Source organism: Streptomyces sp. MB09-01 (genome assembly GCF_033794505.1).
Lineage (GTDB): Bacteria > Actinomycetota > Actinomycetes > Streptomycetales > Streptomycetaceae > Streptomyces.
On the sequence record NZ_JARAYQ010000521.1, the window covers coordinates 1 to 1,913 of the forward strand.

At 68.9% G+C, this 1,913-nt stretch carries 1 protein-coding gene; it reads left to right on the forward strand.

All coding sequences use genetic code 11. The annotated features are described in order from the left end of the window. On the forward strand, positions 1-1,913 hold a 1,913-nt coding region (locus PV721_RS43130), incomplete at both ends, for a catalase (protein WP_319734302.1).

Consider the following 1,913-nt stretch of genomic DNA (forward strand, 5'->3'; position numbering starts at 1 on the left):
CGCGAGAAGATCATGCACTTCGACCATGAGCGGATTCCCGAGCGGGTGGTCCATGCGCGTGGCGCCGCCGCTCACGGTGTCTTCCAGAGCTACGGCACGGCCGGCGAGGTGTCCAAGGCCGCGTTCTTGGCGAAGGACGTGGAGACGCCGGTGTTCGTGCGGTTCTCCACCGTTCTGGGCTCGCGCGGTTCGGCCGACACCGTGCGCGACACCCGCGGCTTCGCGACGAAGTTCTACACCGACGAGGGCACCTTCGACCTGGTCGGCAACAACATCCCGGTGTTCTTCATCCAGGACGCGGTCAAGTTCCCCGACATCATCCACGCCGGCAAGCCGCATCCGGACCGCGAGATCCCGCAGGCGCAGAGCGCGCACGACACGTTCTGGGACTTCGTGTCCCTGCACACCGAGGCCACCCACCACACCCTGTGGAACATGTCCGACCGCGGGATCCCGCGGTCGTTCCGGATGATGGAGGGCTTCGGCGTCCACACCTTCCGCCTGGTCAACACGGCCGGTGACACCGCTTTGGTGAAGTTCCACTGGAAGCCGAAGCTCGGCGTGCACTCCCTGGTCTGGGAGGAAGCACAGATGATCAACGGAATGGACCCCGACTTCCACCGCCGCGACCTCTTCGACGCCATCGAATCCGGCGCCTTCCCGCAATGGGAGCTCGGCATCCAGGTCTTCCCCGACACCGACGACCAGACGTTCGAGGGAATCGACCTCCTCGACCCCACCAAGATCGTGCCCGAGGAGCTCTCACCCGTGCAGCCCATCGGGCTGATGACCCTGAACGCCAACACCAAGAACTTCTTCGCCGAGACCGAGCAGGTCGCCTTCCACCCCGGCCACCTCGTCCCCGGCATCGACGTCACCGACGACCCACTGCTCGCCGGCCGGCTCTTCTCCTACCTCGACACCCAGATCAGCCGGCTCGGCGGCCCCAACTTCGGCCAGATCCCCATCAACCGGCCGCACGCCCCCGTCAACGACATGCTCCGCGACGGCCTGCACCAGAGCGCCGTCCACACGGGCGTCGCCCCCTACCGGCCCAACAGCCTCGACGGCGGCTGCCCCTTCCTCGCCGGAGCCGACACGGCCGCCTTCATCGAAACCCCCGTCACCGTCCCCGCGGCGAGCAAGGTCCGTGAGGCGCCCGCCTCGTTCTCGGACCACTTCACCCAACCGCGGCTCTTCTGGCTCAGCATGACCCCACCCGAACGCGAACACATCATCGCCGCCTACACCTTCGAACTGAGCAAGTGCTACGAACAGGCCATCAAGGAACGGACCCTGAAGGTCCTGGCGAACATCGACCCGCAGCTGTGCGAGAAGGTCGCCGAAGGCCTCGGCCTGCCGGCACCGGCGCCCACCGTTGCCCTCGCCGCGGCCGACCCCAGCCCCGCCCTCTCCCAACTGGGCCAGACCTGGCCCATCGACGGCCGTGTGGTCGGCATCGTCGCCGACACCGCCACCGACCTGGACGGCGTACGAACCGCCCGGCAGGCCGTCCTGGACGCCGGCATGGTGCCCCTCGTCATCGCCCCCACCGGCAACACCCTCGCCCCCGACGGCGACGGCGACCCGATCACCGTCCAGCGCACCTACGCCACCACCCGCTCCATCGAATTCGACGCCCTCCTGCTGGCCGGAGTACCCCAGGCCGGCGCGGACGCCTACGGCGCCCGGGACGCCAAGGCCGGCACGGCCCAGCCCCCGAAAGCCCCCGACCCGCGCGTGCTGCTGCTCGTCACCGAGGCCTACCGCCACGGCAAGGCCATCGGCGGCTGGAACGGCGCCGACCGGCTCCTCGAATCCGTCGGCATCACGGCAAACGAACCGGGCATCGCCGTCACCGACAGCAGCACCGCGGCCGTGGACGCACTCACGACGGCGCTGGCCGAGCACCG